The 24,006-nt window shown below is 73.6% G+C and carries 20 protein-coding genes; 3 read left to right on the top strand and 17 right to left on the bottom strand.

All coding sequences use genetic code 11. The features are described 5' to 3' along the window. Positions 1-122 precede the first annotated feature (122 nt). The gene (locus tag D5H75_RS29755; protein WP_242454605.1) at positions 123-713 is read left to right on the top strand and encodes an LURP-one-related family protein; all 591 of its coding nucleotides are present in this window, start codon (positions 123-125) and stop codon (positions 711-713) included. On the opposite strand, the gene D5H75_RS29750 is transcribed toward D5H75_RS29755, so the two are convergent. From D5H75_RS29750 to D5H75_RS42005, 15 genes are all read right to left on the bottom strand, one after another. Beyond that, on the bottom strand, positions 710-1,108 hold the full coding sequence (locus tag D5H75_RS29750; protein ID WP_147425308.1) for a hypothetical protein: 399 nt from the start codon (positions 1,106-1,108) through the stop codon (positions 710-712). The two genes, D5H75_RS29755 and D5H75_RS29750, sit on opposite strands and share 4 nt — an antisense overlap. After that, positions 1,105-3,078 carry a chromosomal replication initiator protein DnaA gene (locus D5H75_RS29745; protein ID WP_119929876.1) on the bottom strand — a complete coding sequence of 658 codons (1,974 nt, stop codon included), beginning with the start codon at positions 3,076-3,078 and terminating at the stop codon, positions 1,105-1,107. The genes D5H75_RS29750 and D5H75_RS29745 overlap by 4 nt, the downstream gene beginning before the upstream one ends. 299 nt (positions 3,079-3,377) lie before the next feature. Further along, positions 3,378-4,028: an L-threonylcarbamoyladenylate synthase gene (locus D5H75_RS29740; protein WP_119929875.1), complete on the bottom strand. Its 651-nt coding sequence runs from the start codon at positions 4,026-4,028 to the stop codon at positions 3,378-3,380. Positions 4,029-4,127: 99 nt separating this feature from the next. Continuing rightward, on the bottom strand, positions 4,128-4,982 hold the full coding sequence (gene prmC, locus D5H75_RS29735; RefSeq protein ID WP_119929874.1) for a peptide chain release factor N(5)-glutamine methyltransferase: 855 nt from the start codon (positions 4,980-4,982) through the stop codon (positions 4,128-4,130). 1 nt (position 4,983) lies between these two features. After that, the gene (gene prfA / locus D5H75_RS29730; RefSeq protein ID WP_119929873.1) at positions 4,984-6,039 is read right to left on the bottom strand and encodes a peptide chain release factor 1; all 1,056 of its coding nucleotides are present in this window, start codon (positions 6,037-6,039) and stop codon (positions 4,984-4,986) included. Positions 6,040-6,152: 113 nt separating this feature from the next. After that, positions 6,153-6,368, bottom strand: a complete 216-nt coding sequence (gene rpmE, locus D5H75_RS29725) for a 50S ribosomal protein L31 (protein WP_119929872.1) — start codon at positions 6,366-6,368, stop codon at positions 6,153-6,155. A 344-nt stretch (positions 6,369-6,712) separates the two neighbouring features. Continuing rightward, positions 6,713-7,360: a response regulator transcription factor gene (locus tag D5H75_RS29720; protein WP_119929871.1), complete on the bottom strand. Its 648-nt coding sequence runs from the start codon at positions 7,358-7,360 to the stop codon at positions 6,713-6,715. 22 nt (positions 7,361-7,382) lie between these two features. After that, on the bottom strand, positions 7,383-8,702 hold the full coding sequence (locus tag D5H75_RS29715) for a sensor histidine kinase (RefSeq protein ID WP_119929870.1): 1,320 nt from the start codon (positions 8,700-8,702) through the stop codon (positions 7,383-7,385). Between the two features lie 513 nt (positions 8,703-9,215). Further along, on the bottom strand, positions 9,216-11,153 hold the full coding sequence (gene rho, locus D5H75_RS29710; protein ID WP_119929869.1) for a transcription termination factor Rho: 1,938 nt from the start codon (positions 11,151-11,153) through the stop codon (positions 9,216-9,218). 338 nt (positions 11,154-11,491) lie between these two features. Then, a complete protein-coding gene (locus tag D5H75_RS29705) occupies positions 11,492-12,442 on the bottom strand; it encodes a homoserine kinase (RefSeq protein ID WP_119929868.1) in 951 nt (316 codons plus the stop codon). Between the two features lie 122 nt (positions 12,443-12,564). Further along, entirely contained in the window at positions 12,565-13,623 is a 1,059-nt protein-coding gene (thrC, locus tag D5H75_RS29700) for a threonine synthase (protein ID WP_119929867.1), read from the bottom strand. 182 nt (positions 13,624-13,805) lie between these two features. Then, positions 13,806-15,101, bottom strand: a complete 1,296-nt coding sequence (locus D5H75_RS29695; RefSeq protein ID WP_119929866.1) for a homoserine dehydrogenase — start codon at positions 15,099-15,101, stop codon at positions 13,806-13,808. 5 nt (positions 15,102-15,106) lie between these two features. Then, positions 15,107-16,489: a diaminopimelate decarboxylase gene (gene lysA, locus D5H75_RS29690; protein ID WP_119929865.1), complete on the bottom strand. Its 1,383-nt coding sequence runs from the start codon at positions 16,487-16,489 to the stop codon at positions 15,107-15,109. Between the two features lie 198 nt (positions 16,490-16,687). Beyond that, positions 16,688-17,332: a DALR anticodon-binding domain-containing protein gene (locus D5H75_RS29685; RefSeq protein WP_242454604.1), complete on the bottom strand. Its 645-nt coding sequence runs from the start codon at positions 17,330-17,332 to the stop codon at positions 16,688-16,690. Between the two features lie 697 nt (positions 17,333-18,029). Next, positions 18,030-19,979, bottom strand: a complete 1,950-nt coding sequence (locus D5H75_RS42005; protein WP_242454603.1) for a hypothetical protein — start codon at positions 19,977-19,979, stop codon at positions 18,030-18,032. A gap of 147 nt (positions 19,980-20,126) precedes the next feature. On the opposite strand from D5H75_RS42005, the gene D5H75_RS29670 reads away from it, so the two are divergent. Both D5H75_RS29670 and D5H75_RS29665 read left to right on the top strand, forming a co-directional pair. Beyond that, positions 20,127-21,773, top strand: coding sequence for an asparagine synthase-related protein (locus tag D5H75_RS29670; protein WP_119929862.1), 1,647 nt, complete (start codon positions 20,127-20,129; stop codon positions 21,771-21,773). 151 nt (positions 21,774-21,924) lie between these two features. Next, a complete protein-coding gene (locus D5H75_RS29665; RefSeq protein ID WP_119929861.1) occupies positions 21,925-22,638 on the top strand; it encodes an SIR2 family NAD-dependent protein deacylase in 714 nt (237 codons plus the stop codon). A 3-nt stretch (positions 22,639-22,641) separates the two neighbouring features. On the opposite strand, the gene D5H75_RS29660 is transcribed toward D5H75_RS29665, so the two are convergent. Together D5H75_RS29660 and D5H75_RS29655 are read right to left on the bottom strand one after the other, a co-directional pair. Beyond that, positions 22,642-22,893: a pyrophosphohydrolase domain-containing protein gene (locus tag D5H75_RS29660; RefSeq protein WP_242454602.1), complete on the bottom strand. Its 252-nt coding sequence runs from the start codon at positions 22,891-22,893 to the stop codon at positions 22,642-22,644. A gap of 155 nt (positions 22,894-23,048) precedes the next feature. Continuing rightward, positions 23,049-23,537 carry a hypothetical protein gene (locus D5H75_RS29655; RefSeq protein WP_119929859.1) on the bottom strand — a complete coding sequence of 163 codons (489 nt, stop codon included), beginning with the start codon at positions 23,535-23,537 and terminating at the stop codon, positions 23,049-23,051. Positions 23,538-24,006: the final 469 nt, after the last annotated feature.

Here is a 24,006-nt window from a genome sequence, read left to right as displayed (position 1 = left end):
CCTTCACATCCTCGCGACCGCGTGCCCCCACTGTAGGTGTGTCGTTCCCGGCTTTGCGATCTCATTGTCCGGCGAGACGCCCGTGACCTCCCCTAAAGTAACCGGATCCCCCAATCTGGCATTTGGAGAAGGTAGTGAACTTCCAGCAGCTTCAGTCGGCGCGCCGCCTCCTCGTCCGGCAGAAGATCACGATGATGCAGAACCGGTACGTCGTCCACCTGGAGGCCCCGGACGGCTCCGAGGGCCCGATGGTCGCCTTCGTCGAACAGAAGCGGCTGGCGTTCAAGGAGCAGGTCACGCTCTTCACCGACGACACCAAGCAGTACGTCCTCGCCGGCTTCAAGGCGCGCCAGGTCATCGACCTAGGCAGTGGGTACGACGTCGTCGACCACCAGGGCCAGCCGATCGGCTACTTCAAGAAGGACTTCGCGGCGTCGCTGCTCAAGTCCACCTGGCACCTGGACGCCCCCGGCATCCCGACGCTCACCGGCACCGAGCGGAGCCCGCTGGTGGCGATCCTGCGCCGCTTCGTGGACTCGCTGTCCTGGCTGCCGTACCACTTCGACTTCGGCGCGAACGGGCACAACGCCTTCTCCGTGGAGAAGAAGTGGGGCCTGCGCGACCGGTACGTCGTGGACATCGCCGACCCCAACCTCGACCGCCGCGTGATCATCGCGATGGCCGTGGCCCTGGACGCCCTCCAGGCCCGCTAACGGGGCAGCAGTGACGGAACCGCTGAGCGGCCGGCCGGGATCCAGCGCGGGGTCTCGGCCGCCTTCTCACTGATCGCGGCCAGCACGGCGGACCGGTAGGCCTCCAGGCGCTTGCGCCACTCCCCCATGTCCTGCACGTGGCGGTCGGCGACCGGGGCGTCCCAGACGTCCCTGCTCCGCGCCTTGGCGTAGGGCTTGTCGAGCACCTTGGTCAGCTCCTCCAGCATCGGGAGGACGTCGTTCCAGAGCTCCACGAGCCGCTGGTACTCGGGGTTGAAGACCCACTGCGGCCCGCCGCCTCCCGGGACCAGGTGGTCGGTCGCGCTCGCCGCGGGCGGCGTTTCGCCCGGCTGCATCGGCCGGGGCGCCGGCGGATCATCGAAAGCACGGCTCACGAGCGGCCCTCCTCACCATCGTTCATCGGCTCCACGTGCGGGCCGCCGGACCTCGGGGGATGCGGCTCCGCCTGACCCGGCAGGTCGTACGGCGGCAGCTCACGCCCGAACCCCTCCGTGCCCGGCGGCAGCGACACCCCGAACCTGTCGTCCCGGCCCTGGCCGTACGCCTCCGGCGCGTACGGCTCACGCCCGCCCCGCGCCTCGCCGTACGCCTCGGGCCCGCCGCGCGGGTCGCCGTACGGCTCGCGGCCCGCCATCGCGTCGCCGTACGGCTCGCGGCCGGTCATCGGCTCGCCGTACGGCTCGCGGCCGGTCATCGGCTCCACGTGCGGGCCGCCGGACCTCGGGGGATGCGGCTCCGCCTGACCCGGCAGGTCGTACGGCGGCAACTCACGCCCGAACCCCTCCGTGCCGGGCGGCAGCGTCACGCCGAACCGGTGGTCGCCGTTCCCGCCGTACGCCGCCGGGGTGTACGGCTCGCGCGCCGGTCCGGCGTCGGACGACGGGGCGGGGTCGTAGGAGGCCGCGGTGACCGCGCCGGGACGGGGACCGGCACCCCCGCCGCCCGAGTCGTCGGCCGGGGGGATCTGGTCGGGGATGCCGGGCGGGGGCTCGATGGGCTTGGCCGGCGGGTTGGGCTCGATCTGGCCGGGCGGCCCGTCGGGGGTCGGCTCCCTGGGCACCCACTCGCCGGTGCCCCACTCGCCCTTGGGCACGGTGACGCCGGGCATCTCGCGCGGCTGGGCGTTGGGCGGAGGGTTCTGGAACTTGTCCAGGAGCTCCTCCGGGGTCACCGGCTTGAGCGGGATCTGCAGCACGTCGAAGTCGCCGTCGCCGTCCACGTCGATGCGCCGCGAGCCCGGCGGCAGGTGATCGACGCCCTGTCCCCGCGGCCCCTGCTCGGCGGGAGGCTGCCCCTTGGGCGGCTGCTCCGGCGGGGGCTGGTCGGCGCGCGGCTGCCCGCCGGGGGGCTGGTCCGGGACCTGGCCGTACGGGTTCGGGGCGCCCGCAGGGGGGTTCGCCGGGGCCGGCTCCATGGGGCGGGGCTCGCCGGGCTGCGGGCCGGGGGCCGGGGTCCCGCCCTGGGGCGGGGCCGGGCTCTGCGGGGGCTGCGCGGGGCTCTGGGGCGGCTGGGCCGGGTTCTGGCCCGAGGGCAGGTCGCAACCGCCGGGGCCCGCGATGCCCCCGCCACCGGGCACCTCGTGGCGCGGCGGCGACGGGTTGCCCGGCGTCCCCGGCTCGGAGGGCGTCTCCCCGCGAGGCCTCTCCGGGAGCTGGGCGCCGCCCTCGGGCCGGTCCGGCGCGCGGGGGGCGTCCTCGCGCGGCTGGCCGGGCGTGCCCGGGGTGTTGTCGCACACGCCGTCCCCGGGCTTCTCGGGGACCTGGGGGTTACCGCCGCCCGGCTGGCGGGGGACCTCGTCGTTCGGCCGTTCCGGCTGCTGTCCCCCGGGCTTGCCCGGGTCGCCGGGGCTCCCCTCGCCCGGCCGGCCGGGCGTCTCGTCGCGCGGCCGTTCCGGAGCGCGCGGCGGGTCGTCGCCGGGACCCCGCGACGCGCCCCCGCCCGAGCGGTCCGAGCCGCCCTGGCCGGATTCGCGCTCGGAGGCCTTGGCCCCGCCGCTCACGTCGTCGCTCCTGGGCGGCTGCTTCGGGAGCGCGTCGTCGGCCGGCTGGCGCGGCGTCGCGCCCGATCCGGACCCGCCCTGGCCGCCCTCGCCTCCCGCGAGGTCGCCCGGGGCGCCGCGCTGGGCGAGCCGCTGCCGTTCCTCCTTCTCCAGGACGGACAGCCGCGCGGTGACGTCGGCGATCAGGCCGTTCGCCTGCTCCGCCACCTGGCCCGGCCGGTGGGAGGTCCTCGCGGAGACCCCGGCGCTCCCCAGCATCTGGGTTATGCGCCCTTCGAGCGACCGCATGTCGCCCGCCGCCTGCTTGATCTCACGCAGCATCTCGCGGACCAGCTTGGGGTCCATACCTTGGATCTTGCCCATGGGCGTCTCCGAAGACGGCAGAACCAGGACCGACGTCACGGCCCGTCCGGCCCATTCACCGTACACAACGCCGAGCCGAAAGTCTCGATCGTAGATATAAGTGGCTATAGGGGAATTTGATGGTTAAGTGTCACCGACCTCTTCCCAGCCCCACGACCTGCGACTTCCGGCTCCGGCGCGTGTCCCCGGAAACGCCGCGCGGCGGGCGGCGCCCGGCAAAAAGCCATCCCGAAAAGGGGGAAACGGTCCCGCGAACAAGCATTCGCGGGCGCGTATGGCGCTTATTCGTCGGAGGTCGCGACGAAGCCGACCACTCGGCGGATCTTCTCCACCGGGATCGCGCCCGCCCGCAGGAGCCGGGGCACCGGGGTCGTCAGGTCCACGATCGTCGAGGGCGTGAGGTCGTTGCTCTTGCCGCCGTCGAGGTAGACCGACACGGCGTCGCCGAGCTGCTCCTCGGCCTCGGCGGCGGTGGCGGCCGGCGGCGAGCCGGAGCGGTTGGCGCTGCTGACGGCCATCGGCCCGATCTCCTTGAGGAGGTCGAGCGCGACCGGGTGCAGCGGCATGCGCAGGGCCACGGTGCCCTTGGTCTCGCCCAGGTCCCACATCAGGGCGCGGTTGGCGCGCACGACGAGCGTGAGCGCGCCCGGCCAGAAGGTGTCGATGAGGTCCTGGCCGTAGGTCCCCAGGTCCTCGACCAGGGCCTGCGCGGCGCGCACGGTGCCCACGAGCACGGGCGAGGGCATGTCGCGCCCGCGCCCCTTGGCCTCCAGCAGCTTGGCCACCGCCGCGTGCGTGAACGCGTCGGCGCCGATGCCGTACACCGTGTCGGTCGGCAGCACCACCAGCTCCTGCCGCCGCAACGCCGCGGCGGCCTCCTCAAGCCCCTCAGCGCGCTGCGCGGGGTCGGAACAGTCGAAACGTCGGCTCACGCGTCCCATCCTCCCAGAGCCTGCGAGCCCCGGCACCCCGGCTCCCATCCGCCACGGAGGATCATCCCCGCCGGTCACCCCGACGGGGGCGGGACGGGGTCACTCCTGGCCCAGGCGCGCGGTCACGAAGCGGTCGCGGTCGGTCAGGTCGCGGCGGTTGCGGACGTCGCGCCAGCCCTTGTCCTCGGGGAAGAGCCAGTAGACGGAGGAGCCCTGCTCGTCGGCGTGCTCGACGACGACCCAGCCGCCGGGGCGCAGGAGGCGGCGGGCGGTGCGCTCGACGGCGCGGACCTCGTCGAGGCCGTCGTCGCCCGAGCCGTACAGCGCGCGGTGCGGGTCGTAGTCGCGCACCTCGGGGTCGCGCGGGATCGCACCGGGCGGGATGTACGGCGGGTTGGAGATGACCAGGTCGACCTGGCCGTTGAGCTCCTGGAGGCAGTCGGTCAGGTCCTCCGGGTGCAGCGAGACCCGGCCCTGGCCGTGCTCGACGATGTTGCGCTTGGCCCAGGCGTACGCGTCGGGGTCCACCTCGACGGCGTGCACCTGCGCCAGGCCGACCTCCTGGGCGATCGACAGCGCGATCGCGCCGGAGCCGGTCCCGAGGTCCACGACCACGGGGTCGGCGACGTCCATCTCCTGCAACCGCTCGATGGCCCATCCGGCGACGACCTCGGTCTCAGGGCGGGGCACGAAGACGCCGGGGCCGACCGCGAGCTCCAGGTAGCGGAAGTACGCGCGGCCCGTGATGTGCTGCAGCGGCTCGCGCGCCTCGCGCCGGGCCACGCACGCCCAGAACATGGCGTCGAAGTCGGCGTCGGCCACCCGGTGCAGCTCGCTCCGGCGCACCTTGTGGACGTACGCCGCGATCTCCTCGGCGTCGGTGCGCGGCGAGGGCACGCCCGCCTCGGCCAACCGGGCGGTGGCCAGGGCGATCTCGTCCAGCAGCAGGCTCATGTCAGGCGTGGGCGGCGAGTTTCTCCGCCGTGTCGGCGTCGACCAGGGCCTGGATGACGGCGTTGAGGTCGCCGTCCATGACCTGGTCGAGGTTGTAGGCCTTGTAGCCGACACGGTGGTCGGAGATGCGGTTCTCCGGGAAGTTGTAGGTGCGGACGCGTTCGGAGCGGTCCACGGTGCGCACCTGCGACTTGCGCTCGGCGGCCGCCGCGGCGTCGGCCTCCTCCTGCGCGATCGCCAGCAGGCGGGAGCGCAGGATGCGCAGGGCCTGCTCCTTGTTCTGGAGCTGGCTCTTCTCGTTCTGGCAGCTCACCACCACGCCGGTGGGCAGGTGGGTGATGCGGACGGCCGAGTCGGTCGTGTTGACGCTCTGGCCGCCGGGGCCCGAGGAGCGGAAGACGTCGATGCGCAGGTCGTTGGGGTCGATCTGCACGTCCACCTCCTCGGCCTCGGGCGTGACCAGCACGCCGGCGGCGGAGGTGTGGATGCGGCCCTGCGACTCGGTGACGGGGACGCGCTGCACGCGGTGCACGCCGCCCTCGTACTTCAGCCGGGACCAGACCCCCTCCTGGGAGCCCTTGGACTTCACGGCGACCGTGACGTCCTTGTATCCGCCCAGGTCGGACTGCTGGCCGTCGAGGATCTCGGTCTTCCAGCCGACGCGCTCGGCGTAGCGGAGGTACATCCGCAGGAGGTCGCCGGCGAACAGGGCCGACTCCTCGCCGCCCTCACCCGCCTTGATCTCCAGGATCACGTCCTTGTCGTCGCTGGGATCGCGCGGGATCAGCAGCCGCTGCAGCTTCTCACGCAGCGCCGTCTGCCGCCCGGCCAGCTCTTCGGCCTCGGCCGCGAACGCGGGGTCCTCGCCGGAGAGCTCCTGGGCGGTCTCCAGGTCCTCGCCGACCTGCTCCAGCTCGCGATAGGTCTGGACGATCGGCGTCAGCTCTGCGTAGCGGCGCCCGAGCGTGCGGGCCTGGGCCTGGTCGGAGTGGACCGCGGGATCGGCGAGACGGCGCTCCAGGTCTTGGTACTCACCGAGCAGCTCGTCGAGGTTCACCGTTGGTTCCTAAGTCTCCGTATGTGATTCAGCCGTGGTTCAGCGCGCCGCCCCTGCGGGCGAACGAAGGAGACGCCGGTCCGGCCGCTGCCGGACCGGCGCCTGTGCCAGAGCTACTTGGCGGCCTTCTTGCCGAAACGCTTCTCGAAGCGCGCCACCCGGCCACCGGTGTCGAGGATCTTCTGCTTGCCGGTGTAGAACGGGTGGCAGGCAGAGCAGACATCGGCGTGGATGACGCCGTTCTTCGCGGTGCTGCGCGTGGTGAAGGTGTTGCCACAGGTGCAGGTCACCGTGGTCTCGTGGTAGTCCGGGTGGATGTCCTTCTTCACGTCTTCTCCTAGTCCGATGCGGTCGCCGGGTCGCCTCGGCACACCATGAGGGGCACGTTTCACGGGTGCTGAAGAACGCGAGGCGGGAACCGGTACCGCGATGTTCGGTAACCAGTGTGCCAGATGCTTCAACATGCGACGCCCACGGGACATTCCCCGAAGCCCCATGCCGTCCGGGCCTCCGCAAGCTTACGCCGTGCCCCGCGCGCTTCACGCCCGCCCGCCGCACCCGCCCCGCTCAGGCCGTACCCGCGTGAGCGGCGTACGGCCCCGGCCGCCTGTCCGGAGTCGCTGCCCGTCCCGTACGGCTCACGCCGGGCCCGGGCCGTACGGCGGGGCGCGGGTCAGGCGCGGCCGAGGTAGGCGAGGACGGCGAGGACGCGGCGGTGGTCCTCGGGGGCGGGCTCCAGGCCGAGCTTGAGGAAGATGCCGGAGATGTGCTTCTCGACGGCACCGGCGGTGACCGACAGCCGGGACGCGATCGCGAGGTTGGACCGGCCCTCGGCCATCAGGCCCAGCACCTCGCGCTCACGCGGCGTGAGCGCGTCCAGCGGCTCCCCGCGCCTGCGCCGGCCGAGGAGCTGCGTGACCAGCTCGGGGTCGATGACGGTCTCGCCGCCGGCGACCCGGCGCACTGCGTCGAGGAAGTCGGAGACGTCCGCCACCCGCTCCTTGAGCAGGTAGCCCACCGCCGCCGCGCCCTCGCCGATCAGGTCCAGGGCGTACCTCTCCTCGACGTACTGCGAGAACACCAGGATGGGGAAGCCGGGGCGGGACGCGCGGACGGCGAGCGCGGCGCGCAGGCCCTCGTCGGTGTGGGAGGGCGGCATGCGCACGTCCACGACGGCCAGGTCGGGCTCGTGCTCCTCGACCGCGGCCACGAGCCCGGGCCCGTCGCCCACCGCCGCCACGGTCTCGATGCCGCCGTCGGCCAGCAGCCGCGCGACGCCTTCACGCAGCAGCACCGAGTCCTCGGCGATCACCACCCGCATGCCCCCACCTTAGGGGCGCGCCTCACCACTCGCAGGGCAGATCCGCCCGGATCAGCGTGGGCCCCCCTGGCGGGCTGAGCACGGTGAGCGTGCCGTCGATGGTGGCGGCGCGGTCGGCGAGCCCGGCGAGACCCCCGCCGGGGGTCGGGACGGCCCCGCCGACGCCGTTGTCACGCACCTCGACCACGACGCGCTCGCCCTCGCGGCAGACGACCACGGACGCCCGCTCGGCCCGCGCGTGCTTGGCCATGTTGGCGAGCGACTCGGACACGATGAAGTACGCGATGCTCTCCACCGCCGCCGGGGGCCGGTCCCGGATCTCGACGGAGACGTCCACCGGGATCGGCGCCCGCGCGGCCAGGTGCGACAGGGCGGCGTCCAGGCCCCGGTCGGTGAGGATCGCGGGGTAGATGCCGCGTGCCAGGTCGCGCAGCTCGGCGATGGCGGCCCTGGCCCCCGCGTGCGCGCTGGCGATCATCTCCTTCGCGGCCGCCGGGTCCTCGTCGATCTTCACCTGGGCCCGGCCCAGTTCCATCGCCACGGCGAGCAGCCGCTGCTGTGCCCCGTCGTGCAGGTCGCGCTCGATCCGCCGGCGCTCCGCCTCGGCCGCGTCCACGGCGCGAGCCCGGCTGGCCCGCAGGTGCGCCGCCCGCGCGACCAGGCGCTCCTTCTCGCCGGTTCCGAGCATGAACGCGCCCCACCACGCGTGGGCCAGGGCGAACCCCCGGACCACGTACATCGTGACCACGAACACGCCGAGCCCCGCGACCGCCCACGCCAGCGCCGCCGCGGTGCCGCGCACCTCGTGGTCGAGTTCGGGGAGAGGCCACGCGTAGCCGTGCCGCGCGAGGTCCACCGGGGTGAGGAGCAGCCGGGACGTCGTGTTCCCCAGGATCACCAGGGTGACGAACTCGGCCGTCCCCAGCGGGAAGAGCAGGGCGAGGTAGCAGAAGTCCTTCCAGGTCGCCCGGTCCCTGATCACGACCCGCGGCCAGCCGAGCGGCCTGCGCCTGGTGAGCGGCGCGTAGGGGTCGGGGATGGACACCCCGAACGCCAGCCGCAGCAGCCGCCGCTCCAGCATGGCCGCCCCGCGCCACACGATCATCACCACCGCCAGCATGGGGAAGCCGATCCAGACGACCGTGAGCGCCAGCGACACCGCCGTCCCGGCCACGACGAGCGCGGTGCACGCGGCCCCCCAGCACATGACGATCAGGAGGTACGGCACGGCCCGCCACGTCCTCGGGTCCACGAACAGCCCCAGCGGCCCGTAGGGCCCCAAGGGCACCCGCTCCCGCAGCGGCCTCCGCTCCTGGCGGGGGGCCGCGGCCACGCCCGTCATCACGCCACCCCCTCGCTCTCCGTCGTCCGGCGCCCCGCCGTGTCCCGTACGGCTCCCGCCCGCCCCCGCCGTACGGCCCGCTGGGGGCGGATCCGGCGGGACCGGCATGAGGCCAAGCTTGTCCGACTCGCGAGGAAAGGGCGATGCGGTTGGCCGCCGATCGAAGGTGGGGCCAGCCGTACCGTCCACCCTCCACCGAACCACGCTCTGCGGGCGACCGCCCCCTCCATCGCGGTGATCATGCGCTGCTGAACACAGGGTGTGCGCGCAACCCCGCATGATCACCACGAGGTCGCGCGCTGGTGCGCGGTCGCGCCACGTGCGGGACGCGGGCCCGGAGGGTGCGCGCGGAGGCGAGAACGGGGAGGGGGTGAGGCGGCGGCTGGCCAGGGCGGTGGGCCCGGGGAGGGCGCTGGGCCCGGGGAGGGGCGGGCCGGGAAGGGTGCGCCGGGAAAGGGGAACGCCCCGGGAGCGGGTGCTCGCCGGGGCGTTCGCCGTGCCGGAGTCGCCTGGTCAGTCCTGGTTGTTGACCGTGGTCTTCTGGACCTGGAGCAGGAACTCGGTGTTGGACTTGGTCTCCTTCATCTTCTCCAGGAGAAGCTCCAGCGCCTGCTGCATGTCCAGGGCGTGGAGGACGCGGCGGAGCTTCCAGACGACCTGGAGCTCCTCCGGCGACATGAGGATCTCCTCCTTGCGGGTGCCGGACGCGTCGACGTCCACCGCGGGGAAGATGCGCTTGTCGGCCAGGGACCGGTTGAGCCGCAGCTCCATGTTGCCGGTGCCCTTGAACTCCTCGAAGATGACCTCGTCCATCTTGGAGCCGGTCTCCACCAGGGCGGTGGCGAGGATGGTCAGGGAGCCGCCGTTCTCGATGTTGCGCGCGGCGCCGAAGAAGCGCTTCGGCGGGTAGAGCGCGGTCGAGTCGACACCACCGGACAGGATGCGGCCGGACGCCGGGGCGGCCAGGTTGTAGGCGCGGCCCAGGCGGGTGATCGAGTCGAGCAGCACGACGACGTCGTGGCCCAGCTCGACGAGGCGCTTGGCGCGCTCGATGGCCAGCTCGGCGACCGTGGTGTGGTCCTCGGCCGGGCGGTCGAAGGTCGAGTGGATGACCTCGCCCTTGACCGACCGCTGCATGTCGGTGACTTCCTCGGGCCGCTCGTCCACGAGCACGACCATGAGGTGGCACTCGGGGTTGTTGCGGGTGATCGCGTTGGCGATGGCCTGGAGCACCATCGTCTTGCCGGCCTTGGGCGGGGAGACGATGAGGCCGCGCTGGCCCTTGCCGATCGGGGCCACCAGGTCGATGATCCGCGTGGTCAGGACGTTGGGCTCGGTCTCCAGGCGCAGCCGCTCCTGCGGGTAGAGCGGGGTGAGCTTGGCGAACTCGGGCCGGTTGCGCGCCTGGTCGGGCTCCATGCCGTTGACCGTGTCGAGACGCACGAGCGCGTTGAACTTCTCGCGGCGCTCGCCCTCTCGGGGCTGGCGCACCGCGCCGGTGATCACGTCGCCCTTGCGGAGGCCGTGGCGGCGGACCTGGGCGAGCGAGACGTAGACGTCGTTGGAGCCGGGCAGGTAGCCGGTGGTCCGGACGAACGCGTAGCTGTCGAGGATGTCGAGGATGCCCGCGACGGGGATCAGCACGTCGTCCTCGCTGACCTGCGGCTCGTTGTCCGAGAAGCGGTCGCGCCCGCGGCGGTTGCGCTCCCGGAAACGGCCCCGGCGGCCGCGGCGGCCGCCGTCGTCGTCCTGGTCGTCCTGCTGCTGCTGGCGGCGGTCGCGACGGTCGTTCTGCCCGGCGTCGGCGGCGCGCTGCTCGGAGCGGCGGTCCTCACGGTTCTCCGAGCGGCCCTCGGAACGGCCCTCGGAGCGGTTCTCGGAACGACCCTCGGAGCGGCCCTCACGGCCACCGTCGCGGCGGTCCTCGCGGTTCTCGGAACGGCGTCCTTCACGGTCCCGGCCGCGGCGGTCCTCGCGGTTGCGGCGGCCCTCACGGCCCTCGGAGCGGTCGGTCCTGACCTCGGCGGGCGCCTCGGCCGGGGCGGCCTCCGCGCGCTCGGCCTGCGGGGCCTCGGCGGCGGGCTGCTCCTGCTCGGGGGCCTGCGTCGCGGCGGCGCGGGTGCGCTCGCGGCGGGTGCGGGCGGGACGCTCGGGGGCGGTCTCCGCGGCCTGGGGCTCCGCCTGCGGGGCCGGTGCCGCAGCGGCTCCCTCGCCGCTGACGCCCTGCTTCTCCTGGATGGCCGCGATGAGCTGGCTCTTGCGCATGCGCGCGGTGCCGCTGATGCCGAGGCCGGCCGCCATGGCCTGGAGCTCCGGCAGCAGCTTGGCGGAGAGCCCGGTGCCGGTGCGCCGGCGGGGGGCGCGGGTGCGGGCGGGGGTGTCTTCGGCCGACACGGTGCCCGCCGGGGCAGTGCCGGCTGCGTCGGAGAGGAGTTCGGTGGTCTCGCTCACTAAGGGTCCTTCCCAGGGAACGGGCGTCGGCCATGCTCAGCCAGGCGTCCCGGTGGTGCGACCCGGCGGGAACGAACCGGGTCGGGCTCCGCTGGCCTCCAAAGGTGCGGAGGCGTCACGGGATCCGGCCAGATGTCAGGGTGGGTCGCACGCGTGAATCCCCGAATCCGCTGTCGCGCGGGGAGCCACCTTCGCTGTGCGGGAACGACCGGAGAGCCGATGCGGCGAAGTGCGACTGACGAGCACGCACCCAACACGGGGGCATCTGGTGCGGCTATCAGCCTAACATCACCAGCGCACACGGCTATTCCCTGAAGGTCGAAGAGCATCAGCGTGTCTTACGCGAAGAGAACGTGCGCACCGTCCCGGTCGACGTTCAATGGCTGGATGTGCCAAGCATTACCCACTTCTGAGGCGATCGAATCCAGCGTCTCGCCTGACGAGAAGGCCAGGACGGTGGGTCCGGCCCCCGAGACCACGGCCGGCACGCCTCGCGCGCGCAGCCGCCGTACGAGATCGAGGGTGTCCGGCATGCCGGGTTCGCGGTAGTCCTGGTGCAGCCGGTCCTCTGTCGCGGGAAGCAGCAGGTCAGGGCGCTGCGTGAGGGCCGCGACGAGGAGCGCGGCGCGTCCGGCGTTGGCGGCCGCGTCGGCGTGGGGCACGGCCGCCGGCAGCAGGCCGCGCGCGGTCTCGGTCAGCAGGCGCGTGCCGGGGACGAGCGCGACGGGGCGGATCTCCGGCGACGGCTCCAGGCGGGCCAGGCCCGGCCCCGCGCCCGGGCCGCGCCAGGCGATGGTGAACCCTCCGGCCAGGCAGGGGGCCACGTTGTCGGGGTGTCCCTCCAGCTCGTCCGCCAGCGCGTACACGTCCTGGTCGGAGAACGGTTTCGCCGAGGGCGCAGAAAGTTTTGCGTCCGCGCGGTGCCGGGTGTCCTCCGGCTCGGCCCCGGCCAGGGCCCGCGCGAGCAGGATCCCGGCGCAGATGGCGGCGGAGGAGGAGCCCAGGCCCCTTCCGTGGGGGATGCGGTTGTGGCAACGGAGGGTGAGGTTTTCGGGCTGCGCGGCCCCCATCCGGTCCCAGGCCGCCCGCATCGTGCGCACGACGAGGTGCCGCTCGTCCGCGGGGACCTCGCCCGCGCCCTCGCCGATGACCTCGACCGTGACGCCGTTCCCGGTCGTCGCGGCCGTGACCTCGTCGTACAGCGTCAGGGCGAGTCCGAGCGCGTCGAACCCCGGGCCGAGGTTGGCGCTGGTGGCGGGGACCCTGGCGGTGAATGCGGGCGTGCTCACCCGTGGCTCCTAGCTGTGAGGGGTGGTCGGGTTCGGCGGTGCGATGCGCCGCGACGCGGTCGCGGGGTGGTCGCGGGGCGGGGCCGACGCGGGGCGGCCGGGCGGGACGGCGCGCTGCGCGCTCAGGCGAGGCCGAGGGCCGCGGCGGCCGCGTGGGCGTCCACGGCGACCGTGGTGGGCGCGGGGGCTCCGGCGATGGCCCAGTCGGGATCCTTGAGGCCGTTGCCGGTGACGGTGCAGACGACGCGTTCCCCGGGGCGTACGAGGCCCTGCTCGCGCGCCTGGAGGAGCCCGGCCACACTGGAGGCGGAGGCCAGCTCGACGAAGACGCCCTCCTCCTGCGCGAGCAGGCGGTAGGCGGCGGCGATCTGCCGGTCGGTCACGGCCTGGATGTCGCCGCCGGACTCGTCGCGGGCGTTGACCGCGAGCTGCCAGGAGGCGGGGTTGCCGATGCGGATCGCGGTGGCGATCGTGTTCGGGTGGGTGACCGGGGCGCCGCGCACGATCGGGGCGGCGCCGCTGGCCTGGAAGCCCAGCATGCGCGGGGACCTCGTGGAGAGGCCGTCGGCGGCGTACTCCCGGTATCCCATCCAGTAGGCGCTGATGTTGCCGGCGTTCCCGACGGGCAGGCAGTGCGCGTCGGGGGCGTCGCCGAGCGCGTCCACGATCTCGAAGGCCGCGCTCTTCTGGCCCTGCAGCCGGTGCGGGTTGACGCTGTTGACCAGCGCGACCGGGTAGTGCTCGGCGAGCTTGCGGGCCAGTTCCAGGCAGTCGTCGAACGACCCGTCCACCTGGAGCAGCTTCGCGCCGTGCACGAGCGCCTGGGCCAGTTTGCCCATCGCGATCTTGCCCTGCGGGACCAGCACCGCGCAGGCCATGCCCGCCCGGACGGCGTACGCGGCGGCGGAGGCGCTGGTGTTGCCGGTGGAGGCGCAGATGACGGCCTTGGCCCCGGCCTCGGCGGCCTTGGAGATCGCGACGGTCATGCCGCGGTCCTTGAAGCTGCCCGTGGGGTTCGCGCCCTCGACCTTGAGCCAGACGTCGCAGCCGGTCATGGCCGACACCCTGGGAGCGGGCAGCAGCGGGGTGCCGCCCTCCAGCAGCGTCACGACGGGCGTCCGCGCCGTGACCGGAAGGCGGTCACGATATTCCTCGATGACGCCGCGCCATGCCCTGTTCATGGAGATGCTCCCGTGCTCACCTGCGATGTTGGGCACGAGTGTACGGCGGGCGCGGGCGGGGGCTCCCATTCGTTCCACCCCCTGAGACGGGCGCGGCGGCCCGCCGGGGGCCGCGGCTCAGGCCGTACCCAGGCAAGACGCGCGTGACCGCCCCGCGCGGCGGCGGGGCGGTCCGGGCGGCGCTACGGCGTGTCCTCGCCCTCGACGCGCATGACGCTGGCGACGGCGCGGACGATGGACAGCTCGCGCAGGCCCTCGATCGTGGCCGAGAGCGCGGCGTCGGAGGCGCGGTGGGAGACGAGCACGAGCTGCGCGTCGTCGCCGTGCCCCTCCTGGCGCACGGTCTGGATCGAGACGTCGTGCTTGGCGAACACCTCGGCGACCTTGGCGAGCACGCCGGGCTTGTCGGCGACGTCGAGCGAGACGTGGTAGCGCGTGACGGTCTCGCCCATCGGGTGGACGGGCAGCTCGGCGTAGACCGACTCCTCGGGGCCGCGCGTGCCGGCGATGCGGTTGCGGGCCACGGCCACGATGTCCCCCAGCACGGCGGACGCCGTGGGCGCGCCACCCGCGCCCGCGCCGTAGAACATGAGGCGGCCGGCGGACTCGGCCTCGACGAAGACCGCGTTGTAGGCCTCGCCGACGCTCGCGAGCGGATGGGTCCTGGGGATCATCGCCGGGTGGACGCGCACGCCGACGGAGCGGCCGTCGTCGGAGCGGGCGCAGATCGCCAGCAGCTTGATGACGTAGCCCATGGCGCGGGCGGAGGCGACGTCGGTGGCGGTGACGTCGGTGATGCCCTCGCGGTGGACGTCGGCGGCGGTCACGCGGGTGTGGAAGGCCAGACCGGCCAGGATCGCGGCCTTGGCGGCGGCGTCGAAGCCCTCGACGTCGGCGGTCGGGTCGGCCTCGGCGTATCCGAGGGCCTGGGCCTCCTCCAGCGCGTCGTTGAACGTCGCGCCGGTGGTGTCCATCTTGTCGAGGATGTAGTTGGTCGTGCCGTTCACGATGCCGAGGACGCGGTGCACCCGGTCCCCGGCCAGGGACTCGCGCAGCGGGCGGAGCAGCGGGATCGCCCCGGCGACGCTCGCCTCGAAGTACAGGTCGGCGCCGTTGTCGCGGGCGGCCCCGTGCACCGTCGCGCCGTCCTCGGCGAGCAGGGCCTTGTTCGCGGTGACGACGCCCTTGCCCGCCGCCATGGCCTTGAGCATGAGCGAGCGGGCGGGCTCGATGCCGCCGATCACCTCGACCACGATGTCCACGTCGTCCCGGGTGACCAGGGCCTCCGCGTCCGTCGTGAGCAGCGCCGGGTCCACGTCCACGTCGCGGCGGCGGCCGAGACGGCGTACGGCGACGCCCGCCAGCTCCAGCGGGGCGCCGACGCGCGCGGCCAGGTCGTCGGCCTGCTCGCCCAGCAGCCGGACCACCTGGGAGCCCACGACGCCGCAGCCGAGCAGCGCCACCCTGAGCGGTTTCACCGGTTTCACAGTTGGCCCCTCAGCAGATCGTCCTCGGTCTCACGGGCCACGATGACCCGCGCCGCCCCGTCCTTGACCGCGACCACCGCGGGCTTGGGCAGGTAGTTGTAGTTGCTGGCCAGCGACCGGCAGTAGGCGCCGGTGCCGGCCACGGCGACCAGGTCGCCCGGGGTGAGGTCGCCGGGGAGGTACAGGTCGCGGACCACCATGTCGCCGCTCTCGCAGTGCTTGCCGACCAGCCGCGACAGCATGGGCGGGGCCGCGGACTCGCGCGAGGCGATCTGGCAGGTGTAGTCGGCGCCGTAGAGGGCGGTGCGCACGTTGTCGCTCATGCCGCCGTCGACGCTGACGTAGGTGCGCAGGCCCTCGACGTCCTTCACCGTGCCGACCTCGTAGACGGTGATCCCGGCCAGGCCGGTGATCGTGCGGCCGGGCTCGACGGTCAGGCGCGGCACCGGCAGCCCGGCGTCCTGGCAGACCTTGCGCACGATCTCGCGCAGGCCGTCGGCGATCAGCTTGATGTCGGGCGACTCGTCGCCGCTGACGTAGGGGATGCCGTAGCCGCCGCCGAGGTCCATCTCGGGCAGCACGACGTCGTGCTCCTCCTTGATCTCGACGAGCAGCCGGGTCAGCCGGCGCGCGGCCACCTCGAACCCGGCCGTGTCGGTGATCTGGGAGCCGATGTGGGAGTGCAGGCCGACGAGTTCGAGCTGCGGCAGCGCCAGGATGCGGCGCACGGCCTCGGCGGCGGCGCCGCTGTTCAGCGAGAAGCCGAACTTCTGGTCGTCGTGGGCGGTGGCGATGAACTCGTGGGTGTGCGCCTCGACGCCGGTGGTCACGCGGACCAGGACCCGGGGCCGGACGCCCAGCTCCTCGGCGAGGTGGCCGAGTCGGGCGATCTCGTGGAAGGAGTCCACGACGATGTGGCCGACGCCGTACTCCAGGGCGCGGCGCAGCTCGGCGAGCGACTTGTTGTTGCCGTGCAGGGTGATGCGCTCGGCGGGGAAGTCCACGGCGATGGCGACGGCCAGCTCGCCGCCGCTGCACACGTCGAGGCCCAGGCCCTCCTGGTCGATCCAGCGGGCGACCTCCTTGCACAGGAACGCCTTGGCCGCGTAGTGGACCTCGTCCTCCGGGAACGCCGCGCGGTAGTCGCGGCAGCGGGACCGGAAGTCGTCCTCGTCCATGACGTACAGCGGGGTGCCGAACTCCCCGGCCAGGTCGCGGACGTCCATGCCGCCCACCGTCAGCGCGCCTTCGACGCGCGTGGCCGTTCGGGGCCACAGGGCGGGGTCGAGGCCGTTGAGGTCGGCCGGAGGCTGCGGCGGGTGGTCCTCGGGCAGCACGTCGGCGTGCAGGGGACCGGCGGGATGGACGAATCGACTCACCCGAAGGAGGGTATCCGACCACCTGATCCACCCGCTTCCCGTGTTCACCTGACGAGACGGGGGCGCGATCATTTTTCCGGCGTTCTCCGAATGCCGCCGACAAATACGTATATATACGTATGCCTTTGCCGGAGGCTTTCCGGTACGGCGGCGCGGAGTCCTCCGGTGGCTCCGGTCAGAGGCCTTCGGCGGCTCCGGTCAGAGGCGTTCCGGCGGCGGGGGCTCGCCGAGCAGCGCCAGGCCGTCGCCGATCACCCGCCGCACGGCGCGCGCCAGCCGTACCCGGGAGGCGTGCGCGGCCGACGGCTCCTCGTCGCCCAAGGGCAGCGCCGGGACCCGTTCGTGGACCTCGTGGTAGGCGTCGGCCAGCCGTTCCAGATATGTCCTCAGCGTGTACGGCTTGCGCGCCCGGCTCGGGAACTCCGCCAGCATGCCCAGCAGGCGCACCTCGCGGGGGTCGGCCAGCGCGCCGGGCGTGAACGCGTCGGGGACCCGCAGCTCCCGCGCCCACCTGAGCACGGCCGACGCGCGCACGTGCGCGAACCGCACGAGGAAGCCCGGGTTCTCGAACGTCCGGGGCAGGTCGGGCCACACGGGCCCCCGGTCCGGCGCGACGGCGGCCTCCGGGCGGCCCAGCACCCAGGGCACGATCTCCCCGGGCGCGGCGACGGTCACCGCGAGCACCCCGGCCCCGCGCACGTCCACGGCCACGATCCCGCTCTCGCCGCGCAACTCCCCCGCGATCTTCTCGGCGAGAGCGCGCGCCGGCTCCCCCAGCGCCGGGGCCAGCCGGAACGCCACCGGCGACGACCACACCCGCCCGTCCCAGGATCCCTCCCCCACGTCCACCGATCCAGCGGCCGAACCTGGGGAGGGGGCCGCGGAGCCGGCGTCTCCACCGACGGAGGGCGCGCTCCGGTCCAGCCGGGCCACCGCCCGCCCGACGCACTCCCTCAGCCGCTCCGGATCCACCCGGGAAGGCTAACGCGGCCGGCCGGGCGAACGCCCCGGCGAGCCGCGTCCCCGCCGGGCCACCGCCAGGTCCCCGCCCGGCGGTGCCGGGCGGATGCCGGGTCGCACCGGTCCCGAGGCTTCATCCGCCACGCCGGGAACGGGGAGCCCGGCGAGCCGGGGCCGCTCCACGTGGGCGCGGACTGCCCGAAGGGGTCCGCGCGGACACCAGAGACTCGGCCGCCGGACCCGGCGCCAGCCGTACGCGCCCGCGCCGAGGACGGAAACCAGGACGAAAGCGACCGACTCTCGCCGTGATCATGCGGTTTTGCGCACACCCTGTGCTTGAAACCGCATGATCACGGCGAGAAACGGGCCCCGCGAAGTCCGGGCGCCGGGGTGAGGAGCGCCCTCGGGTGAGCCGCCGGAGCGGAACGCCCCGGGAACGGGACCCCTTGGGAACCGGCCCCCTTGGGAACAGGCCGCCTTGGGGACGCCCGTGGGAGGGACGCCCGTGGGGAGCGTCCCTCAGGGGGAGGCGCCGGGAGGGGTCCCGGGGTGGAGGGCTGCGGGGAGAGAGGGGTCGGGGTCAGAGGAGGGCGGCTTTGGCGGGGTCGCCGTGGAAGGCGAGTTCGGCGTCGGCGAGGAGACGGCCGTGCTCGGCGTCGGCGTCGCGGACGCAGACGTAGGAGTAGCGGTCGGCGGAGAAGACGCGGACGCCCTCGGCCTCGCACTGGCGCATGAGCGGGGTCTCCCAGCCCTCGGACAGGACGGGGATCCCCAGGTCGCGGAGGACCTGGCGGCGGGCCAGGAGGGTCGCGCCGGTGAGTTCGGGGAGGAAGACCTGCTCGCGGCCCGGGTGGCGGAGCAGGGCGGCGTTCGTGTCGCGCAGGTGCACGTAGTGGCTGGCCTTGCCGGCGATCTCGGCGTCGGCGTACGCGTGGGCGCGCAGCAGATCGCTCAAGTAGTGCGCGCCGTACCGGTCGCGGGCGTCCATGACCGCGACGAGGTCGCCGTCGGCCAGTTCCAGCGCCCGCCGCAGCGACGCGCCGAGCGGTTCGGGGTCGTCCACCGCGCGGACCAGCACGTCCTCCAGCGCGAGCGGGTGCGCCGCGGGCTGGGCCTGCTCGCCCAGCGCCTCGGCGGCGCGCTTGCGGGCCTCCTCCGGGTCGATCCCGTCCGCCATCAGCACGAGCTGGAGCCGGGCCCCGCTCTGCGCCGTGAGCTGGGTGAGCAGGTGGTCGAGCCGGTCCGGCCCGTCCACGCGGGAGAGCACCGAGACGGTCCGCAGCGCGCGCACGTTCGGCAGGCCGACCGTCTCGAACATCGCGTCCACGTACGGCGTGAGCGCGTGGTCCCGCTGGGCCTCGCGCACGCGGACGTGGACGCGCGGCGGGTCGAGCGGGCCCCCGACCGGGGTCCCGCAGGCCTCCAGCTCCAGCCGCACGCGCGCGTCGGCGACCTCGGGGACCTCGACCGGCCGCCGGTACTCCGCCAGGACCTCCTTGTACGTCATGGAGTCGTCGATGTTCAGGCCCGTGCCGGCGCGCTCCCCGAGCGGGATCGGGTTGTGGATGCGGGGCTGCACGCCGTGCGGCAGGACGCCGACGCGGTCGTGGCCCAGCGCCTCGCGCCAGCGGTCCACGTCGGCCTCGAACGCGGTGAAGACGTGCTCGAACAGCCTCGCCGCCGCCGCGTAGTCGGCGATCTCCCCGCCGGAGTGCCAGAACACCGTCCGCACGCCCCGGTCGGCGCACCAGGCCAGCAGCTCGCGCACCGGCTCGCCCGGCTCCCCGGTGAGGTGCTCCACCCAGGGGCCGCCGTTGCCGGCGCGCGGGCCCTGCCGCACCGACTCGGCGAACAGCAGGTGCGGCGTCCGCTCGGTGAGCACCTTCTCCCAGGTCCGGGGGCCGAAGGTGACGATCTGCCGCCACTCGTACCGGAACGCGGCCTCCGACTGCCGGTCCACGATCGCGGCCACGGTCACGTGCGGGCGCGCGAGCGGGCCCTCGGGCAGCTCGAACACCGGCCGCGCCGGGGCCTTCTCCCGCCGCCCCCCGTCCGGCTCGGCGGCGGCCGCGGGCTTGGCGGGCTGGGGCGCGGGGGGCCTGACGGGCCGGCGCTTGGGCGCGGGCGGGCGTTCGGCCTTCGCGGCGACCTCCTTGAGACCGCGCGCGAGCCGTACCGGGTTCCGCTTGCCGGACTGGATCGCGTCGCCGAGGCGGGACCAGCGGGCGGCGCGCAGGGACTCCAGCTTCCAGCGGGCGACCTCGGTCTGGTAGCGCTGCTCGGCCAGGGCCCCGCGCAGCTCGGTCGCGGTCTTCTCGGCCGTCTGGAGACGCTGCTCGGTCTCGCGCAGCCGGATCTCGGTCTCGCGCAGGCGCTCCTCGGTCTCGGCCGCCCGGTCGAGCCGCTCCTGCGTGGCCGCCAGCAGCCGCGCGGTCTCGGCGGACTCGGCGGCCCGCCGCACCGCCTCGGCGAGGCTCCGCCGGGTGGCCTCCAGCTCGCGTTCCAGCTCGGCCAGTCGGTCCTCGGCCACGTGCGCTCTCCATTCGCTGTGTTCCGCGTCGCCGCGTCGTGCTCGCCAGGCGGCGTCCGGGGCGCTGGAAAGGCGGATCGGACGTCCTTCGCAAAGCCCCAGGAAGGATAAGTTATCTGCCTGATTCACAAAATGAGGTGGTGGAGCGTGGTTGACGCGGACTGGCCGGAGTACGCGGCGCGGCCGTACTTCTGCGGCGCGCTGGGCGAGATCGCCCCGGACAAGCTCTCGCTGCTGCGTGAGTCGGGCCCGTCGGTCGAGCTGGTCGTGTCCGAGCCGCACGTCGCGCTGTACGGCTCGCGCGCGCTCACGCCGTACGCCCCGGGGGCGTACACCTTCGGCTTCACCGCCCCGCCGGCCGGGGACGCGCCCTGGCTGACGATCGCGGAGACGTACGAGACGCCGGGGCTGGTCGCGGGCCGGGACTCGGCGACGCTGCACGCGGGCGGCTTCGGGCTCGTGGACGTGTTCTACGTGACCCTCGGCGGCGCCGTCTACTTCGCCAACCTCATCGAGCCGCTGCTCGCCCTGCTCCCCCGCCCCTTGCGGATCAACTGGGACGCGTGGGCGGCGATCCTGCGGCTGACCTATCCGCTCGGCACCGACACCCCCTACCAGGACGTACGGCGGCTGCCCGGCTCGGCCGCCCTCGTGTGGTCCGGCGGGCGGCTGCGCATGGACGCGCGCATGCCGCGCTGGGTCCGCGCCGAGCCGTACGCCAGGGGCGCGACCGCCGGCGACGTGATCGCGGCGCTGCACGAGGCGTTCAAGCCGTACGACGACGTGCCGCTGCTCGTGCCGGTCAGCGGCGGGTACGACTCGCGGCTGCTGGCCTCGATCGCGGTGGCGCGGGGCGCGTCGGTCGAGTCGTGGACGACCAGCCCCGACGACGGGCTCGACACGGACGTGGAGTACGCCCAGGCGATCACGCGCGAGCTGGGCATCCGGCACCGGGTGATCGAGCAGGACCCGGCGGCGTACCCGGCGGAGGCGCTGCGGGTGGCGCGGCGGCTGGAGTACGTCACGAGCCACCACGCCTGGTACGCCCGGTTCGCCGCCGAGGTGCACGGCTCGAACAGGTCGGTCGTGGACGGGCTCGCCGGCGGGCCGCTGCTGAAGAACTTCCTGATCAGCTCCACGACCGTCGCCGCGACCACCGCCGCCGACCGGCGCCGGGGCATGCTGGAGGCGCTGTCGCTGGGCCCGGCCCACCTGCCGGTCCTGTCGCCCGCCGCCGACTCGTGGACGTCGTCCTCGGTCGAGGCCGCGTTCACCGCCGCCACCTCGATGCTCCACGGGCACCGCGCCGAGCTGCCCCTGTCGGTGCTGCACACCCGCACCGCCCGCGGCATCGCCCGGTCGCCGGTGAACCTGGTCGGGCCCGAGCGCGCCCCCGTGTTCCCGTTCCTGGACCCCGGCTTCTTCGACCTGGCGCTGTCGGTGCCGGTGGCGCAGAAGGACGGCGGCCGGTTCTACCGCGAGCTGCTGCGGGCCGCCAACCCCCGCGTCGCCTCGCTCCCCTCCACCAACGCCGCGATGCCCAACCGCCGTGTGCCCCTGCGCTCGGCCGGGCCCGCCGCGCGCGCGTGGTCGCACAGGATGGCGTCGCGGGCGGCCGCGGTGCCCGGGCTGCTGTCGCTGGAGATGCGCGAGGCCCTCACGTCCGGGCCGGACGCCCTGACCGCGTTCGCCTCCTGGAACTCCCGCTTCTGGCTCCGCGGCCTGGCCGTCTTCGGCGCCTGGCTCACCGATTACGAGAACGACCTGGAGGACCCGGTCGTCCCCTGGTCCTGACCGCCCCCCTCCCCGTACGGCCAGAGGCGGGTGTCTCGCGCGCGGCCATGGGTCGAGAGCGGCCCGCCGTACGGTCAAAGGGGAGCAAAATGGGTGGTGCCGACGGCCCGGCATGGAATGATCACCCGGTCTGCCGGCCGAGGAGCGAGCGATGATCACTGTCATGACCGGGGCGGGTATCTCCACCGCGTCCGGCATCCCCGACTACCGGGGGCCCCAGGGTCTCTGGCGGTCCGACCCGGACTACCAGAAGCTCGTGACGATCGACTACTACCTCACGGACCCGGCCATCCGCCGGAAGTCCTGGGAGTTCCGGCGTGGCAGCCCGGCCTGGCAGGCCCGGCCAAACGATGCGCACCGCGCCCTGGTGGACCTGGAGAAGTCCGGCCGCCTCGACGCGCTCATCACGCAGAACGTGGACGGCCTCCACCAGAGCGCGGGCTCCGACCCGGCCCGCGTCCTGGAGCTGCACGGCAACATGTTCGGCGTCCTCTGCGTCGGCTGCGGCGAGCGCTCGACGCTGCGCGAGGCCCTGGACCGGATCGACGCCGGGGATCCGGACCCGGCCTGCCGGTCCTGCGGCGACATCCTCAAGACCACGACCGTGATGTTCGGCGAGCCCCTGGAGCCGGCCACGATCGCCAGGGCCGTCGAGGCGGCCGAGACCTGCGAGGTCTTCGTGGCGATCGGCACCACCCTCCAGGTCCAGCCCGCGGCCTCCCTGGCCGGGATCGCCGCCGAGGCGGGCGCCACCCTCATCATCGTCAACGCCGACCCCACCCCCTACGACCGGCTGGCCGCCGAGGTGATCCGCACCCCCATCCCCGAGGCCGTCCCCGCCCTGGTGACCCGCCTCCTCACCTGAGGGCTACGCCTCCAGGTAGTACCGCCCCTCGAACCCCCCGCGCTCCCGCCTCTTCTCCGCCGCGACCCGCTCGACCTCATCCCACTCCACCCCGACCCCCCGGACCAGGGCCCGCAGCACCTCGAGGACGTCCGCCGCCTCCTCCACGACCTCCGCCGCCCCGCCCCCGGCCACCGCCTCGGCCACCTCCCCCGCCTCCTCCCCCAGCTTCGCCACGAGAGCCCCCAGATACTCCCCCTCCCCCAGCACCCTCACCACAGGCTCCCCGCCGGCCCCCCGGATGACCCCCGGAATCCCATCCCGCACCAACTTCCCCATGACCCCTCCACGCTCTGGCCGCCCGACCGCCCGACCGCCCGACAGTACCGATCCCCACCCTCAAGAGCGCGCGTTTCCTGTGCCGGCGATGATCAGGGGAGGGTGGGGCGGAGGGTTATGAGGATCAGGGGGGTGGGGTTTTTTATTTGGCGACGGATTTTGGCGGCGGCCTTGCTGTGGGGGTGGGGGGTGGGGGCGGGCCATTGGGAGAGGAAGGCGGGGAGGGGGTGGAGGGTGGCGGTGATTCTTCGGTCCGGGGAGAGGGCGGTGGCGCCTTCGACGGTCCAGGCGGCTTGGGTCATCGCGGCCTGCTGGGTTCTGAGGGCGGGGGCGGGGGGTGCGAGGACGAGGTATTCGACCTCGGTGGCGGGGGTGGTGGACTGGTCGAGTTCCTGGATGACCAGTTGGAGGCGGTCCGCGGTGGTGATGGCGCGGCGCGCGTCGTCGTCCACGAGGAGGGGGAGGGAGCGGACGTGGGTGACGTAGAAGGCGGCGGCCAGGGTCACGGCCACGGCCATGGCGGCGGCCAGGGGCTTCCAGCGGATCTTGACGTCCAGGGGGCCGGTCGCCGTCGTCGCCAATGCCGGGGTCCTTTCGAGGGGCGCTTTCGGGGAGCTTAGGCGCGTTCGTGGGCGAACGGAACGGGGTTCTGATCGCTCCGGGAGGTTTCGCGGCTGACGGGATCGTGTTTTCTCGCATGACGGATCGACATAAGACGGGTCGGTGGGCGATTCTTAGAATTTCCTGAAAATCACCGGGCTGGTGAATCGGGCCGCGATGCGAGCGCCGCCGCGTGAATCCGGGGGTGGAGGGGCCGCGGGGCCCCGCGCGCGCGGTCCCCCGGCGTACCGGATGCCCGGCTCGTGAGGAGGAACGATCCTTGACAGGCTGTTCAGGGCGATCGATACTCGGACACGGCCTGGGCTTTTGGTCCGGGCCGGCTCACCTATCAGCAACATTGCCTCCGTCTCTCAATCTGAGAGGCGCATCCCCGACGTGGGCGGGGTCGATCGGTGTAGCGCTTCCGCGAGTAGGCCTCCCGGAAGTGGC

It is taken from the genome of Bailinhaonella thermotolerans, assembly GCF_003594875.1.
Taxonomy (GTDB): domain Bacteria; phylum Actinomycetota; class Actinomycetes; order Streptosporangiales; family Streptosporangiaceae; genus Bailinhaonella; species Bailinhaonella thermotolerans.
The sequence above is the reverse complement of the archived record's forward strand: the minus strand, read 5'-3'. Positions and strand labels throughout refer to the sequence as shown.